Raw genomic sequence first — 15,211 nt, 5'->3', positions numbered from 1 at the left:
CTTGTGGGCCTGACCCCCGCCGACGTGCATAACGTCGCGTTCAGCAAACCTCCGATCGGCAAGCGGGGCTACAACGAGGACGAGGTGGATGCATTCCTCGACCTGGTTGAAGCCGAGCTTGCCCGGCTGGTTGAGGAGAACAACGACCTGCGTGGGCAGGTGGAGCAGCTGGAGAGCCAGCTGCAGTCCGCCCAGGTCGACTTGGACGACGCTCGCAGCCAGGCTGCGTCGGCGTCGGCCGCCGCTGCCTCGGCCCCAGCCGCCCCCGCGGAGGAACCGCGCCGGCTCACCCCGGTCCCGGCGCCGACCGCTGCCGAGCAGACCTCGCCCGGCGGCGACCACCACGTGCAGGCCGCCAAGGTGCTCGGCCTCGCGCAGGAGATGGCCGACCGGCTGACCGGTGAGGCCAAGGCCGAAGCCGACGGCATGCTGTCGGAGGCCCGGACCAAGTCCGAGCAGCTGCTGTCGGAGGCTCGTTCGAAGTCCGACAGCATGGTCAACGAGTCCCGGACCCGTGCCGAGACGATGCTCAACGACGCCCGCACCCGGGCGGAGACGCTGGAGCGGCAGGCGCGCGACAAGGCGGCCAGCCTGGAGCGCGACGCGCAGCGCAAGCACGCCGAGGTGATGGGCAACATCACCAACGAGAAGAACGCCCTCGAGAAGAAGATCGAGACTCTGCGCACGTTCGAGCGCGAGTACCGCACTCGACTGCAGACGTACCTGGAGTCTCAGCTGCGAGAGCTGCAGGACCGAGGCTCGGCCGCTCCGGCCGAGAGCAACGGAAGCGGAAGCCGCTCCTCCGGTCAGCAGGCCACCAGCTACAGCTTCGGGGCGAGGGCGGCCGAAGCGGGCTGATTCCCCGATCAAGACTTGGCGAACCGGCGGTGATGGGTCGTTGCCCGTCACCGCCGGTCTCTGCCGAGCGGGGGTCGGCGAGAGACGGGAACACGAGTGCTGCTGGTAGTTCTGCTGCTGGTCCTGGTGGCCGCCGCGACCCTGGTGGCCGCGGTGCTCGGCGCGGGGTCCTCGTTCGCGTGGATCTCGGTCCTGGCGAGCGTCCTCGGGGCGGTCCTGCTGGTCCTCGACCGGATCAAGGCCCGTCAGGGGAGAGCCGGACCCGCCCGAGGCGGGCGGCACCGGGCCGGTACTCAGGGGCCGGAGCCGGGGCAGGAGCGCAGCAACGCGGCCGAGGCGGCCGATCGGGACGCCGAGGTCGTGGTGATCGACGAACGTCCGCGCTACCACGTGCGGACCTGCGAATGGCTCGGCGACGCCGAGACGCTGCCGCTGAAGCTGGGCGAGGCCCGGGAGCTCGGGTTCACCCCGTGCGCCCGCTGCGCGCCCAACGCGACGATCGCCGCGGAGTCCCGCCGGAGCCGGTGAAAACCACTGGCGCGATCCCGGTACTCTGAGAGGACCAGGCGTTGATCCGGCCATCACCGGGGAGCCTCCGGAAGAACGGGTGCCCGCGGGCTCCTCAGTAGAACCGGACGGGTCCGGCCCGTCACAGCCGGCAACGAGTGGCCGACGGCGTTCGCCGTCGGCAAGCGGGGTGGTACCGCGGTGCCCGGCGTGTCCGGGAGTCGTCCCCGTCCGAGAATTGGGCGGCAACGACTCAGTGCGAGGAGCACTCCGCGATGGCATACCCCAAGGTTTCCTTCGGCGCGTCCGACGAGCGCGGCGTGGCGGCCCAGCCCGCGTTCCCGGCGATCGAACGCCAGGTGCTGGACTTCTGGGCCGACGACAAGACCTTCCGCGCGTCCGTCGAGGCGCGCGAGGCGGGCCACAACGGCTCGAACGAGTACGTCTTCTACGACGGTCCTCCGTTCGCCAACGGCCTGCCGCACTACGGGCACCTGCTGACCGGCTACGTCAAGGACGCGGTCCCGCGCTACCAGACGATGCGCGGCAAGCGCGTCGAGCGCCGGTTCGGCTGGGACACCCACGGCCTGCCCGCCGAGGTCGAGGCGGAGAAGCAGCTGGGGATCACCTCGAAGTCCGAGATCGACTCCATGGGCGTCGCCGCGTTCAACGAGGCGTGCAAGACCTCGGTGCTGCGCTACACGGCCGAGTGGGAGGACTACGTCACCCGCCAGGCGCGCTGGGTGGACTTCGAGAACGACTACAAGACGCTCGACCTGGACTACATGGAAAGCGTCATGTGGGCGTTCAAGACCCTGTGGGACAAGGGTCTGGTCTACGAGGGCTACCGGGTCCTCTGGTACTGCTGGCGCTGCGAGACGCCGCTGTCGAACACCGAGACCCGCATGGACGACGGCTACCGGCCGCGCCAGGACCCGGCGGTCACGGTCGGTCTGCGGCTGACGGCGCCGGGTTCGGAACTGGACGGCGCGCTGGCGCTGGTGTGGACGACGACCCCGTGGACGCTGCCGTCGAACCTGGCGGCCGCGGTGCACCCGGAGGTCGACTACGCGCTGGTCGCGCCCGCGCAGGGCACCGAGCGCTACCTGCTGGCCGAGGCGCGGCTGTCGGCCTACGCGCGGGAGCTGGGCGAGGAAGTCGCCGACCGCGTGGTGGCCCGCTACAAGGGCTCGGACCTGCTGGGCACCCGCTACCAGCCGCCGTTCGACTTCTTCGTCGGCCGCGACAACGCCCACCAGGTGCTGGCCGCGGACTACGTCACCACCGACGACGGCACCGGGATCGTGCACATCGCACCGGCCTTCGGTGAGGACGACAAGGTCGTCACCGACGCGGCCGACATCGTCCCGGTCGTGCCGGTCGACGCGCACGGCCGGTTCACCGCCGAGGTGCCGCCGTACCAGGGCATGCAGGTCTTCGAGGCGAACAAGCACATCGCCCGCGACCTCAAGGACCGCGGTCTGCTGCTGCGCCACGAGACCTACGACCACCAGTACCCGCACTGCTGGCGCTGCGACAACGCGCTGATCCAGCGGGCGGTGTCGTCGTGGTTCGTGGCGGTGAGCCAGTTCAAGGACCGGATGGTCGAGCTGAACAAGCAGATCAACTGGGTTCCCTCGCACATCCGCGACGGTCAGTTCGGCAAGTGGCTGGAGAACGCCCGCGACTGGAACATCTCGCGGAACCGGTACTGGGGTTCGCCGATCCCGGTGTGGGTCTCGGACGACCCCGAGCACCCGCGCACCGACGTCTACGGCTCGCTGGACGAGCTGGAACGCGACTTCGGGGTGCGGCCGACGAACCTGCACCGCCCGGAGATCGACGAGCTGACCCGGCCGAACCCGGACGACCCGACGGGCAAGTCCACGATGCGCCGGGTGCCGGAGGTGCTGGACTGCTGGTTCGAGTCGGGCTCGATGCCGTTCGCGCAGGTCCACTACCCGATGGAGAACGCGGAGTGGTTCGAGCACCACTTCCCGGGCGACTTCATCGTGGAGTACCACGGCCAGACCCGCGGCTGGTTCTACACGCTGCACGTGCTGGCGACGGCGCTGTTCGACCGGCCGGCGTTCAGCAACGTGGTGGCGCACGGCATCGTGCTGGGCCACGACGGCCTGAAGATGTCGAAGTCGAAGAAGAACTACCCGGACGTCAACGAGGTCTTCGACCGCGACGGTTCCGACGCGATGCGCTGGTTCCTGATGTCGAGCCCGATCCTGCGCGGCGGCGACCTGGTCGTCACCGAGCGGGGCATCCGGGAGGCGGTGCGCCAGGCGGTGCTGCCGCTGTGGAACTCCTGGTACTTCCTGGCGCTGTACGCCAACGCCGAGGGCGTCAGCGGTGAGTTCCGCACCGACAGCAAGCACGTGCTGGACCGCTACGTGCTGGCCAAGACCCACGAGCTGGTCGGCGACGTGCAGGCCGCGATGGACGCGCTGGACCTGGCTTCGGCGACCGCGACCGTGCGGGACTTCCTGGAGGTGCTGACCAACTGGTACGTGCGCCGCTCCCGGGACCGGTTCTGGGCGGGCGACAAGGACGCGATCGACACGCTGCACACGGTGCTGGAGGTGACCTGCCGGGTGGTGGCTCCGCTGCTGCCGCTGACCGCCGAGGCGGTGTGGCGCGGACTCACCGGCGGCCGTTCGGTGCACCTGACGGACTGGCCGCTGGTGGACGAGCTGCCTGCGGACGCCGCTCTGGTGTCGGCGATGGACCAGGTCCGCCAGGTCTGCTCGTCGGCGCTGGCGCTGCGCAAGAGCAACAAGCTGCGGGTCCGGCTGCCGCTGTCCTCGCTGGTGGTGGCCACGCCGGAGGCCGAGGCGCTGCGCCCGTTCGCCGACCTGATCACCGACGAGGTCAACGTCAAGGGCCTGGAGCTGAGCACGGACGTGGCGGCTCACGGCCGGTTCGAGATCGCGGTCAACGCGCGTGCGGCGGGTCCGCGGCTGGGCAAGGACGTGCAGAAGGTGATCAAGGCCGTCAAGTCCGGTGATTGGGAGCGTCGCGCGTCCACTGTGGTCGCCGCGGGCATCGAGCTGCAGGACGGCGAGTACACCGAGAAGCTGGTCTCGACCGACACCGGCGCGGCCGCGGCCCTGCCGGACGGCGACGGCCTGGTCGTCCTCGACACCGAGGTCACCCCGGACCTGGCGGCCGAGGGCCTGGCCCGCGACGTCGTCCGGGTGATCCAGAACGCCCGCAAGGACGCCGGTTTCGAGGTCTCGGACCGCATCGAGGTCACGGTCGAGGCCCCGGACGAGGTCGCCGCAGCGGTGAACACCCACCGCGACTTCATCGCGGGCGAAACCCTGGCGAACGAGGTCACCACGGGCACCGCAGACGACTGCGTCACGGGCACGGTCGGCGACAACGTCGAGATCAAGGTCTCAGTCACCCGAGTCTGAGAAACAACCCCAACCCCACGACGAGCCCCTTCGGACGAAGTCCGAAGGGGCTCGTCTTCTTGAAAGACGACCACCTACGAATACGTTTCGCAAGGCCGTGCAGTTTTGTACGAAATTGCCCACGTTGGGGGCGTGAGTTTCGTTGGGACGTCGGCAATTTCGTACAAAACTGCACTCCGCCCCTCACCCAAGAACCCCAACCCCCGACCAAGAACAAAACAGCAACACCTCCCACAAACCGAAACCCCCTTGCCAAACCCCAACACCCCCACTAACCTCCCGACCCGAAGGTCATGAGTGCCAGCGCGAAGCCCCGGCTTGCTGGCCGGCAACCCTCCAACCGCGGTGGGGTGCCCCGGGTGAGGACCTGGCCGGACGCGCAGCGCGTCCCGGCAAGCGCGGGCCCGCCGAGGGCCCTTGAGGCCCCGGGAGGGTCGCGATGTCTTCAGCCGTCATCGATGTTCCGAGCCAGTCCGTCGCCGTTCCCGGCGTGGTCGGATCGGGACTGCGGGTTCCGCTGGTCACCGGGGGAACCGCGGACTACGCCAATCTCGATCACGCGGCGAGCGCTCCGTGCCTGTCGGCGGTGCGCGATGCGGTCGACGAGCTGCTGCCGTACTACGCCAGCGTCCACCGGGGAGCCGGGTTCGCCTCGCAGGTGTGCACCCGCGTCTACGAGGGCGCCCGGCAGGTGCTGCTGGACTTCGTCGGCGCACGTCAGGGCGATGAGGTCGTGTTCACCCGCAACACCACCGACGCGCTGAACCTGCTGGCCTCGGCGGTGCCGCGCGGCACGTCGGTGGTCGTGTTCGACACCGTCCACCACGCCGCGCTGCTGCCCTGGCGCAACGTGCGTCGCGTCCCGGCTCCCGCGAGCCCCGCCGACGCGGTGGCCGCGCTGGACGCGGCGCTGGCCGAGTGCCCGGAGGGGCCGCGACTCGCCGTGCTCACCGGGGCTTGCAACGTCACCGGTGAGCTGTGGCCGGTCGCCGAGCTGGCCCGCGTCGCCCGCCGCCGGGGTGCCCGGACGGTGCTGGACGCCGCGCAGCTCGCGCCGCACCGGCCGGTCCGGCTCGCCGGGCTCGACGTCGACTACGTGGCCCTGTCCGGCCACAAGCTCTACGCGCCGTTCGGCGCGGGTGCCCTGGTCGGGCGGGCGGACTGGCTCAACGCCGCCGACCCGCACCTGGCGGGCGGTGGCGCGACGCGCCTGGTCACCGAGCGCGCGGTCAGCTGGACCACCGGGCCCGAGCGGCACGAGGCCGGTTCGCCGAACACCGTCGGCGTGCACGCGCTGGCCACGGCCTGCCGGACCTTCGCCACCCGCTGGGACGGCGTCGTCGAGCACGAGCGGGCGCTGCTGGGACGGCTGCGCGCGGGTCTGGCCGAGGTCCCGGGTCTGCGGGAGCTGAGCCTGTTCGGCCCGGAGCACGACCGGGTCGGCGTCGTCAGCTTCACCGTCGACGGCCAGGACCCCGGGCTGCTGGCCGCAGCCCTGTCGGCCGAGCACGCCATCGGTGTTCGCGACGGCTTGTTCTGCGCCCACCTCGGCACCCGGAACCTGCTGGCCAAGGCGGGCTCGGACGCCGAGCGCGCGCTGCGCGTGAGCCTCGGGCTCGGCACCACGACCGAGCACGTCGACCGCCTCGTCGCGGCGCTGAAGTCCCTGGTCAGCGAGGGGCCTGCGGCGCAGTACCGGAAGGTCGAGGGCCGCTGGGAGCCCGCCGAGGACCAGCGCCCGCTGCCGCCGTTCCTGCTCTGAGGTCCGACCGGCGGTCCTGGTGCTCGGCCGGTCGCCGGGGTCGGGGACAATGGCGGGGTGAGCACCGAGAACCCCCCTCCTGAGCAGGCGGCCTCCTCCTCGGAAGACGCCGAGACGACCCCGGCCTCGGACGCCCCGAAGGGCGGTTCCGGGAAGCTGCTGGCGCTGCTGTTCGGCGTGGCCGCGGTGGGCCTGGTCCTGGACGTGATCACCAAGATCGCCGTCGTCGCGCACCTGGAGGGCAACCCGCCGCTAAAGGTGCTCGGCGGCCTGTTCTACCTGGACGTGCTGCGCAACCCCGGTGCCGCGTTCTCGATGGCCACCGGCCTGACCTGGCTGCTGGCGCTGCTGGCGATCGCCGTGGTCGGCGTGATCGTGTGGCTGGCGCCGAAGCTGCGCTCGCCGGGCTGGGCCGTGGGCCTCGGACTGGTGCTCGGCGGTGCCTGCGGCAACCTCGGCGACCGGCTGTTCCGGGCGCCCGGTCCGCTGCAGGGCCACGTGGTCGACTTCCTGTCGTTCCTGGCCCCCGGCGGCCAGGTGTTCCCGGTGTTCAACGTCGCCGACAGCTGCATCACCTGCGGCGGCATCCTCGTGGTGCTGCTGTCGCTGCTGGGGCGCGACTACGACGGCACCGTCCACCGCAAGCAGAAGAAGGCCGACCAGTCGTGAGCGAACTCCGAACCCTCCCGGTGCCCGAGGGCTTGGACGGCATGCGCATCGACGCCGGCCTGTCCAAGCTGCTGGGCCTGTCCCGCAACGCCGTCGCCGGGCTCGCCGAGGCCGGTGACGTGCTGGTCGACGGCAGCCCCGCGGGCAAGTCCGACCGCCTCATGGCCGGGTCCTGGCTGGAGGTGACCCTGCCCGCCGCCGAGCAGCCGATCCAGGTGGTCGCGGTGCCGGTCGAGGGCATGAAGATCCTGCACCAGGACGACGACATCGTCGTGATCGACAAGCCGATCGGCGTCGCCGTGCACCCCAGCCCCGGCTGGGAGGGCCCGACCGTCGTCGGCGGTCTGGCCGCGGCGGGCGTGCAGATCGCCACCTCGGGCGCCGCCGAGCGCCAGGGCGTGGTGCACCGCCTCGACGCGGGCACCACCGGGGTGATGGTGGTGGCCAAGAGCGAGCACGCCTACACGGTGCTCAAGCGCGCGTTCAAGGAGCGCACGGTCGAGAAGCGCTACCACGCGGTCGTGCAGGGCCTGCCGGATCCGAGCCGGGGCACCATCGACGCCCCGATCGACCGGCATCCGCGCCACGACTACAAGTTCGCGGTGGTCACCGGCGGGAAGCCGAGCATCACCCACTACGAGGTGGTGGAGGCCTTCCGGGCGGCGTCGTTGATCGACGTGAAGCTGGAAACCGGTCGCACGCACCAGATCCGGGTGCACTTCTCGGCGATCAAGCACCCCTGCGTCGGCGACCTCACCTACGGCGCGGACCCGGTGCTGGCGCGCCGCCTGAAGATCAGCCGCCAGTGGCTGCACGCCCGCAGCCTGTCGTTCGAACACCCCTCGGGCGGCTGGGTTTCGTTCGAGAGCGAATACCCGGACGATCTGCAGCACGCCCTCGACGAGTTGCGCGAACAGGACCAATAGGAACTGTTCGTGGTTGCTTTGCGTGGCGGTGCGGGTAGCGGAACCTGAGCGCTTCCGTGGACTCCGTGCGCCGCTCCTGATGTATGTCCAATACACGGCGTCCCGGCGTACTCGCCACGAAAGCGCTCAGAACCCGCGGCGGTGCCAGCTGCTGGCGTGGTGGAAGAGAATGCGGCTTCGCCGCATGCTTCAACTGTCGGAACAGGTACCGTGGTGGGCGGATCGGCGCGCGACGAAGGGGGTCCGGTGGCACAGCAGGAGTTTCAGGGTTCGGACACGCCGACCCCACCGCGCGGGATGCCGGTCATCGACCCGCAGGCCGATCTGGACACCCCGCCGGAGGGCATGACCAGCCTGGGCGACGTGATCAGCGCCCAGGACGTCGCTCCGGCGACGCCGTCGGTCATCGGCGAGCCCGAACCGCAGCGCTCCCGCGATGACGCCGGTGACTGGCCGACGTTGCAGTACCGGAGCAAGCAGCGCGAGGACAAGCCGCGCCGCGGCCCGCTGAACTTCTTCCGCCGCGATTCCTAGAGACCGGTGATGTCCCAGAGCAGCGTGCGCTGCTGATCCCCGGGCTGCGGGGTCCAGCGCACCGCCGCGAGCTCGGTGGACTCCGGCAGCACGTAGATCGTGTGGCCGCCCGCGGTCTCGCCGGGCTGCACGCCCATCCGGTGCGGCGGGCGGGACGACATCGTCACCGGTGCCTTGGCGATCGGGGCGCCGTCCTTGGTGATCAGCTCCAGGTACATGTCGGGCAGCGACGGGAACGGCACCTGCCCGTGGTTGGTCAGCTCGGTGTGCACCACGACCGAGCGCTCACCGGCCTGCAGCTCGTGGCCGGCGGCGGTGAACAGGAAATCGGCCGGGTCGACGACCTCGACGAGCTGGATGCTGATCCGCTCACCCGACACGCCCTGCACGTCGAGCTTGGTGCCGATCGTGCCGGTGGTGGCCGGTGGTTGCGCCGGGACGGGGGCGGGCTGGTCGCCGCGCGCCCACGCCGCCGACCCGGGCGGACCCCAGGTGCTCATCGGCGGCTGCGGCGCGGCGGGGGCAGGCGGCATCGGCGGAGGTCCCGGCACGGGCGCGGGAGCGGAGTGCGGGCCGGACATGGGGTGGGGCCCGGACATCGGGTGCGGGCCGCTGTACCCGGCGGCCGGGTGCGGGCCGCCCGCGGCGTTCTGCGCGGCCCACTGCTGCGCGACGGCGAGGGCGTTGCGGATGCCCTGCTGGTCGCACTCGACGCCGACGACGAGCGGCAGTCCGGTCGTGGACAGCGCCGCGAGCCGGGCGGCGACCTCGCGCACGTCCATGCCGAGCCGGCCGGCGATGTCCGGAACCGACGCTCGGCCCACCTCTGCCACGGCGCTCAGCAGTCGTACGTCCACGGGATCAGGGCCAGTCACGTCGTGCCACGCTACCCGGTCACCCGGACGTGCGGGGCGCAGGCACGGGTTCTCGACAGGGGTGGGATGCGAGGTTCGCCGCGTTTGCGCTGAGAGCGCTTTCAGTCCGGTGTGACAGCCTGCTGTGAACGGTGTTCACTGGATTTCGGGGGTCCATCCCGACGATCCGAAGGAACTCGATGTCCACCACTGAGGCGCACACCGTACCCGTAGCGTTCGACAGCGAATTCGTCGCCAACTTGCACGACCGATACGGCGAGATCCGTTCCGCCACACCGGTTCAGCGGATGCTCACGCCGCACGGACTCCCGGTGTGGACGATCACCCGCTACGACGACGTCAAGGCCGCGCTCACCGATCCACGCCTGGCCAAGGACTTCCGCCGCAGCCGCGAGGTCATCATCGCCAAGACCGGTGGCAACGGCCGCCCGTTCAACGACGACCTCAACGAGCAGATGCTCAACCTCGACCCGCCGGACCACACGCGGCTGCGCAAGCTGGTGGTCAAGGCCTTCACCGCCCGGCGCATCGAAGGCCTGCGCCCGCGGGTCGAGCAGATCACCGCGAACCTGCTGGACGCCGTCGCCGGTTCCGAGGAGATCGACCTGCTCGACGCGCTGGCGTTCCCGCTGCCGATCCAGGTGATCTGCGAGCTGCTGGGCGTCGACGAGTCCCGCCGCGACGACTTCCGCCAGTGGACCAACACCCTGCTGGACGCCTCCGACGACGAGTCCCGCGGGCGGGCCGCCAAGGCGATGGCCGACTACCTGGTCGAACTCGTCGCCACCAAGCGCGAGCACCCGGCCGACGACCTGCTGACGGCGTTGATCGAGGTGTCGGAGGACGAGGACCGGCTCAGCGAGGCCGAGCTGATCTCGATGGTGTTCCTGCTGCTGGTGGCCGGGCACGAGACGACCGTGAACCTGATCGGCAACGGGACGCTGGCGCTGCTGCGCAACCCCGACCAGTGGGCGGCGCTGGTGGCCGACCCGCAGCTGGTGACCGGCGTCGTCGAGGAGGCGCTGCGCTTCGACGGCCCGGTCATGCACGGCACCTTCCGGCACACCACCGACGCGGTCACCTTCGGCGACGTGGAGATCCCGGCGGGCGAAATCGTGTGGGTCGGCCTGTCCTCGGCCAACCACGACCCGGAGAAGTTCCCGGAACCGGAGAAGTTCGACCTCCACCGGGACACCCAGGGGCACGTGTCGTTCGGGCACGGCATCCACTTCTGCCTCGGGGCGCAGCTGGCCCGCATGGAGGCCCAGATCGCGCTGCGGCAGCTCGCCGAGCGGTTCCCGAACCTCAGCGCCGGCGGCGAGCTCGACGACGTCGAGTGGCGCTTCTCCACCCTGATCCACGGCCTGCAGCGGCTCCCGGTCCGGTTGGGCTGACCCGAGCACCAGGATCTGCGGGGGATCGGCGAAACGACCGGCGCGGGTCGGTGTGCGAGGCGTTTACTGGAACCACGTCTCGTGGATGGGGGATCCATGGCAGCGCACACCGACCCGATTCCGTTCGACGCCGCGTTCGCGCAGGACCTGCACGCCCGCTACGCGGAACTGCGGGAGGCCGGTCCGGTGCACCGGCTGGTCAACGAGAGCGGCCTTCCCGTGTGGGTGGTGACCCGCTACGACGAAGCCCGTGCGCTGCTGGCCGATCCCCGGCTGGGCAAGGACGCGCAGACCATCTTCCGGCTGGTCATGGACCGCTTCGCACCCGGAGCCGAGCGGCCCGAGGCCGATGACGGCCGGTTCGCGGGCGCCGGGTTCGACCTGCACATGCTCAACATGGACCCGCCGGACCACACGCGGCTGCGCAAGCTGGTGGTCAAGGCCTTCACCGCCCGCCGCATCGAGGACCTGCGCCCGCGGATCGAGGAGATCACCGAGGAACTGCTGTCGGCGATGGCCCACCAGGACGAGGTGGACTTCCTGGACGCCTTCGCGTTCCCGCTGCCGATCCGGGTGATCTGCGAGCTGCTGGGCGTCGACGAGAGCCGCCGCGACGACTTCCGGCGCTGGACCAACCGGTTGCTCGACGACATCGACACCGAGGCCTCGGTGCGGGCCGCGGGCGAGATGGCGCAATATCTCACCGAACTCCTGGCGACCAAGCGCGCGCACCCGGGCGACGACCTGCTGACGGCGCTGATCGAGGTGTCGGAGGACGAGGACCGGCTCAGCGAGGCCGAGCTGATCTCGATGGTGTTCCTGCTCTTGGTAGCTGGCCACGAGACGACGGTGAACCTGATCGGCAACGGGGTCCTGGCGCTGCTGACCCACCCGGAGCAGTTCGCGCGGCTGCGCGCCGACCCGGACCTGGTGGACGCCGCGGTGGAGGAGATGCTGCGGTTCGACGGCCCGCTGATGCACAGCACGTTCCGCTTCACCACCGAACCCATCACCATCGGCGGCACCGATATCCCGGCAGGCGAGTTCGTGTGGGCGAGCCTGGCCGCGGCCGACCACGACTCGCGGCGCTTCCCCGACGGCGACGCCTTCGACATCACCCGGGACACCCGGGGCCACCTGGCCTTCGGCCACGGCATCCACTTCTGCCTCGGCGCCCCGCTGGCCCGGATGGAAGCCCAGGTCGCGCTGCGCGGGCTCCTCGCGCACTTCCCCGGCCTCGAGCTGGCCACCGCGCCGGAGGACCTGACCCGCCGCAACTCCAGCCTCATCCACGGCCTGCGGTCGCTGCCGGTGCGCCCGTCCGCGTCATCTCGTTCGTGAGGAGGAGGTGGGCTCGGCCGCACGCGCCTACCGTGAGCCCGTGTTCACCTCGTGGCGGCCCGACCACCGGCTGATGCTCGACGGGGTCGCGGCGGCCCTCGTCCTGGTCCTGGGGCTCGGTGCCTCGCTGAGCTCGTTGCGCGGCGCGCACGCGTGGCTGTGGACGACCTCGCTGGTGGCGCTGGTGGGCCTCGCCGGATGCCTGGCGGTGCGCAGGGTGCGGCCGCTCGTGGCTCTGGCGGTGGCCAGCGCGTGCATGCTCGCGCTGGTCGCGCTGCCGGACCTGCCCGGCGGTGTGCCGCCCGTGCTGCTGCCGTTCTCGGCGATCTACCCGGTGCTGCTGTACTCCGCGATCGCCTACACCGATCTCTCGGTGCTGCCCGTGGTGGGCGGCCTGGTCGGATCGGCGCTGGTCGTGGGCCGGACGGTGCTGAGCTTCCCCGGAGCCTGGGGGCCTCCCGGGGTGCTCGGGGCGGTCGCGGTCGCTTCGGTCTTCTCGGCCTGGGCTCTGGGGCGCTACCGGCGGATCCGGGTGTCCTACGTGCGCGCGCTGGAGGAGAGCGCGCAGCGCGCCGAGCAGCTGCGAGCGGAGCAGGTGCGCTCGGCCGTCGCCGCCGAGCGACGGCTCATCGCGCGCGAGATCCACGACGTGGCGGCGCATTCGCTGGCCGTGGTGCTCACCCAGGCCGACACCGCGCGGCTGGTCTTCGACCGCGATCCCGAGCGCGCGCGGGCGATGCTCGGCACGGCGCTGGACGTCGGCCGGGAGGCCATGCGGGAGATGCGCGCGATGCTCGGCGTCCTCCGTTCGGGGGACGATCCGGTGAGTCCGGCGGACGATCGCGATCTCGGCTCGCTCGTCGCGTCCTTCCGCGACGCCGGTGTCGACGTGTCCCTGCGCAGCTCCGGGACCAGGCAGGATCTCGGAACCGCCGAACGGCACGCGGTCTACCGGGTGGTGCAGGAGTCGGTCACCAACGCGCTCAAGCACGTCGGACCGCAGGTGCGGTGCCGGATCTCCCTGGAATGGGAACCGCGCCGCCTTACCGTGACCGTGACCGACGACGGCCCCGGGACCGCCGAAGACCTCACCGAGCGCGGTGGGCACGGCCTGGTCGGGATGGCCGAGCGGATGCGGCAGATCGGAGGCGGATTCGTGGTGCGCAGCGCGCCTGGTGCGGGGACGACCGTGCGGGCCGAGTTCGAGCTGGGGGAGCGGTGACCGCGATCCGCGTGGTCGTCGCCGACGACCAGGAGCTGATCCGCTCCGCGCTCGGGATCATGCTCGGCACGCACGACGACGTGGAGGTCGTGGCGGAGGTGGGGTCGGGTGCGGCCGCGGTGGAGGTCTGCCGCAGCCACCGGGTCGACGTGGTGCTGATGGACATCCGGATGCCGGGCATGGACGGCATCGCGGCGACCGAGGTGATCAGCGGCGAGCTCCCGGACACCCGGGTGCTGATCCTGACGACCTTCGACCTGGACGAGAACCTCTTCGCCGCGTTGCGGGCCGGCGCGGGCGGTTTCCTCACGAAGGACACGCCGGGTGAGGACATCGCCGAGGCCGTGCGCGAGGTCCACAGAGGACATGCGATCGTGTCGCCCCGTGCCACGCGCAGTCTGCTGGAGGTGGCGCGGAGAGCGGCTCCGCGCGAACCGGATCCGCGCTGGGAGTCGCTGACCGGGCGGGAGCGGGACGTGCTGGCGGTCATGGCGCGCGGGTCGTCCAACGCCGAGATCGGTGCCGAGCTGCACCTGGCGGAGACGACCGTGAAGACCCACGTCGCGGCGATCCTGCGCAAGCTGGAGGTCCGCGACCGGCTGCACGCGGTCATCTGGGCCTACGACACCGGCGTGGTGTGAGATCTCCTCCTCCAGGAGGAGGGAGTCGGTCCGTCGCGGTGGAGGTGCGGGGACGCCGAAGTCGCGAGCATCGTCGGTATGAGTGCACAGGAGAGGTTCGCGCAGGGTTTCGTCGGTCTCGGTGGGGTCGTGCTGGTGGTGATCGCGCTCGTGTGCGCGGCCACCGGCGCGGTGAGCCCGGTGGCCGACTCGTCCGACTACTTCGCCTCCGCGTTGACGTGGTTGCCGCAACCCGCGGTCAACCTCGTGGTCGCGGCCACCGGCGCGGTGACCACGGCGACGGCGATCGCGGCCGCGCGCGGGACGCGCGCCACCGGCCTGCTCAGGGGCGCGTCGGTGCTCGGGTTGCTGGCGCTGCTCGGGGCCGGTGCGCTCGCGGCGGTGGGCTACTTACCGTTCCTGCTGGTCTCGGCGGTGGCCGGGCATCCGGAACTGCTGCGCACCTACGCGTCGGCGGCGTTGCCGGTGCAGCTGCTGGTCGCCGCGCTGATCACGGTCTCGCTGTGGTCGTGGATCGAGCGGGCGGCGCGCGGGGAGCAGGTCCGGGCTTCGAGCGCCGGCACGTGGTGGACCTGGGTCGCCGTGGCCGTCCCGTTGGCCTACGCGGCCAGTCGGGTGCTGATGGCGATCGGCGTGCCCGGTGTGCCGATGGAGAGGTCCAGCGCCGCAGGCGGTCTCGGGCTGGCGGCTGCGGCCGTCGGCGGCGCGGTGCTGACCTGGGGTCTGATCCGCCCCTGGGGCGAGCGGTTCCCGCGCTGGGCGGCCCGGTGGGCCGGCAGACCGGTGCCGGTCGCGCTGGCCGTCGTGCCGGCGCTGGTCGCGTCGGTCTTGGTCCTGGCGGGCAGCAGACTGCTGGTGCCGCTGGTGCTCCTCGACAACCCGGCGATCCCCGACCACCCGCTGGTCTGGTTGCCGGTCGCGCTCTGGCCGCTGTGGTCGGTCGCGCTGGTGCTTGCCGCGCTGCACTACCGGCTGCGCCGGGCACCGGCCGAGGTGGTGGGTGTGCGATGAGCACCCGCACCTCGGCCGCGCCCGACCGCCTGGTCAGCGTCTC

13 protein-coding genes and 1 riboswitch are annotated in these 15,211 nt (G+C 71.3%); of the genes, 12 read left to right on the top strand and 1 reads right to left on the bottom strand.

The window, feature by feature from the left end; translation table 11 throughout:
• Nucleotides 1-3: 3 nt before the first annotated feature.
• The 7 genes from wag31 (at nucleotide 4) to BM424_RS01605 (ending at nucleotide 8,684) form a co-directional block, all read left to right on the top strand.
• Complete coding sequence (wag31, locus tag BM424_RS01635) at nucleotides 4-858, top strand: DivIVA-like cell division protein Wag31 (RefSeq protein ID WP_093413154.1); 855 nt, start codon at nucleotides 4-6, stop codon at nucleotides 856-858.
• A gap of 96 nt (nucleotides 859-954) precedes the next feature.
• Entirely contained in the window at nucleotides 955-1,386 is a 432-nt protein-coding gene (locus BM424_RS01630; RefSeq protein WP_093413153.1) for a hypothetical protein, read from the top strand.
• Between the two features lie 254 nt (nucleotides 1,387-1,640).
• Nucleotides 1,641-4,793 carry an isoleucine--tRNA ligase gene (gene ileS / locus BM424_RS01625; RefSeq protein ID WP_093413151.1) on the top strand — a complete coding sequence of 1,051 codons (3,153 nt, stop codon included), beginning with the start codon at nucleotides 1,641-1,643 and terminating at the stop codon, nucleotides 4,791-4,793.
• 289 nt (nucleotides 4,794-5,082) lie between these two features.
• A riboswitch (SAM riboswitch) is annotated at nucleotides 5,083-5,198 on the top strand.
• A gap of 34 nt (nucleotides 5,199-5,232) precedes the next feature.
• A complete protein-coding gene (locus BM424_RS01620; RefSeq protein ID WP_093413150.1) occupies nucleotides 5,233-6,555 on the top strand; it encodes an aminotransferase class V-fold PLP-dependent enzyme in 1,323 nt (440 codons plus the stop codon).
• A gap of 57 nt (nucleotides 6,556-6,612) precedes the next feature.
• A complete protein-coding gene (gene lspA, locus BM424_RS01615) occupies nucleotides 6,613-7,224 on the top strand; it encodes a signal peptidase II (protein WP_093413148.1) in 612 nt (203 codons plus the stop codon).
• A gap of 41 nt (nucleotides 7,225-7,265) precedes the next feature.
• Nucleotides 7,266-8,150, top strand: coding sequence for an RluA family pseudouridine synthase (locus tag BM424_RS01610; protein WP_093414533.1), 885 nt, complete (start codon nucleotides 7,266-7,268; stop codon nucleotides 8,148-8,150).
• 246 nt (nucleotides 8,151-8,396) lie between these two features.
• Entirely contained in the window at nucleotides 8,397-8,684 is a 288-nt protein-coding gene (locus tag BM424_RS01605; protein ID WP_093414532.1) for a hypothetical protein, read from the top strand.
• Here BM424_RS01605 and BM424_RS01600 read toward each other — a convergent pair.
• Nucleotides 8,681-9,559: an AsnC family protein gene (locus tag BM424_RS01600; RefSeq protein ID WP_175547895.1), complete on the bottom strand. Its 879-nt coding sequence runs from the start codon at nucleotides 9,557-9,559 to the stop codon at nucleotides 8,681-8,683. The genes BM424_RS01605 and BM424_RS01600 overlap by 4 nt on opposite strands.
• 179 nt (nucleotides 9,560-9,738) lie before the next feature.
• Here BM424_RS01600 and BM424_RS01595 point away from each other — a divergent pair, with 179 nt between their 5' ends.
• The 5 genes from BM424_RS01595 to BM424_RS01575 all read left to right on the top strand — a co-directional run bounded on the left by BM424_RS01595 (nucleotide 9,739) and on the right by BM424_RS01575 (nucleotide 15,168).
• A complete protein-coding gene (locus BM424_RS01595) occupies nucleotides 9,739-10,953 on the top strand; it encodes a cytochrome P450 family protein (RefSeq protein ID WP_093413145.1) in 1,215 nt (404 codons plus the stop codon).
• Between the two features lie 96 nt (nucleotides 10,954-11,049).
• Entirely contained in the window at nucleotides 11,050-12,294 is a 1,245-nt protein-coding gene (locus BM424_RS01590; protein ID WP_093413144.1) for a cytochrome P450 family protein, read from the top strand.
• A 40-nt stretch (nucleotides 12,295-12,334) separates the two neighbouring features.
• Nucleotides 12,335-13,516, top strand: a complete 1,182-nt coding sequence (locus BM424_RS01585) for a sensor histidine kinase (RefSeq protein WP_139273985.1) — start codon at nucleotides 12,335-12,337, stop codon at nucleotides 13,514-13,516.
• The gene (locus tag BM424_RS01580; RefSeq protein WP_093413141.1) at nucleotides 13,513-14,157 is read left to right on the top strand and encodes a response regulator; all 645 of its coding nucleotides are present in this window, start codon (nucleotides 13,513-13,515) and stop codon (nucleotides 14,155-14,157) included. Before BM424_RS01585 ends, BM424_RS01580 begins: the two co-directional genes overlap by 4 nt.
• Before the next feature lie 78 nt (nucleotides 14,158-14,235).
• Nucleotides 14,236-15,168 carry a hypothetical protein gene (locus BM424_RS01575; protein ID WP_093413139.1) on the top strand — a complete coding sequence of 311 codons (933 nt, stop codon included), beginning with the start codon at nucleotides 14,236-14,238 and terminating at the stop codon, nucleotides 15,166-15,168.
• The last annotated feature ends 43 nt before the right edge of the window (nucleotides 15,169-15,211 follow it).

Source organism: Saccharopolyspora flava, assembly GCF_900116135.1.
In the GTDB taxonomy this organism is placed as follows: Bacteria; Actinomycetota; Actinomycetes; order Mycobacteriales; family Pseudonocardiaceae; genus Saccharopolyspora; species Saccharopolyspora flava.
The sequence above is the reverse complement of the archived record's forward strand: the minus strand, read 5'-3'. Positions and strand labels throughout refer to the sequence as shown.

What these genes read in the sequence shown, in the direction of transcription:
- BM424_RS01575 (WP_093413139.1), top strand. Translation starts at nt 14,236, where the DNA reads ATGAGTGCACAGGAGAGGTTCGCGCAGGGTTTCGTCGGTCTCGGTGGG.
- BM424_RS01620 (WP_093413150.1), top strand. Translation starts at nt 5,233, where the DNA reads ATGTCTTCAGCCGTCATCGATGTTCCGAGCCAGTCCGTCGCCGTTCCC.
- BM424_RS01590 (WP_093413144.1), top strand. Translation starts at nt 11,050, where the DNA reads ATGGCAGCGCACACCGACCCGATTCCGTTCGACGCCGCGTTCGCGCAG.
- BM424_RS01595 (WP_093413145.1), top strand. Translation starts at nt 9,739, where the DNA reads ATGTCCACCACTGAGGCGCACACCGTACCCGTAGCGTTCGACAGCGAA.
- ileS (WP_093413151.1), top strand. Translation starts at nt 1,641, where the DNA reads ATGGCATACCCCAAGGTTTCCTTCGGCGCGTCCGACGAGCGCGGCGTG.
- BM424_RS01610 (WP_093414533.1), top strand. Translation starts at nt 7,266, where the DNA reads ATGCGCATCGACGCCGGCCTGTCCAAGCTGCTGGGCCTGTCCCGCAAC.